The sequence below is a fragment of the Sutterella seckii genome, from assembly GCF_009183815.1.
GTDB lineage: Bacteria > Pseudomonadota > Gammaproteobacteria > Burkholderiales > Burkholderiaceae_F > Sutterella > Sutterella seckii.
Genome location: NZ_WEHX01000282.1, coordinates 1 through 258 on the forward strand (window position 1 = coordinate 1; position 258 = coordinate 258).

Sequence of the window (258 nt, forward strand, 5' to 3'; positions counted from 1 at the left end):
GACTCGATCAGTGAGCTATTACGCTTTCTTTGAAGGATGGCTGCTTCTAAGCCAACTTCCTGACTGTCTTAGCCTTCCCACTTCGTTTTCCACTTAGCCTGATATTAGGGACCTTAGCCGGCGGTCTGGGTTGTTTCCCTTTTGAGTCCGGACGTTAGCACCCGGTGCTCTGTCTCCCGTGCTCTGACTTCCAAGTATTCGGAGTTTGCCATGGTTTGGTAAGACGCCATGTCCCCCTAGCCATAACAGTGCTCTACC

Annotated in this window: 1 rRNA gene; it reads right to left on the reverse strand. The window is 51.6% G+C overall.

Annotated elements, in window-relative coordinates:
- A 23S ribosomal RNA gene (locus GBM95_RS12175) occupies positions 1-258 on the reverse strand; the annotation flags it as partial.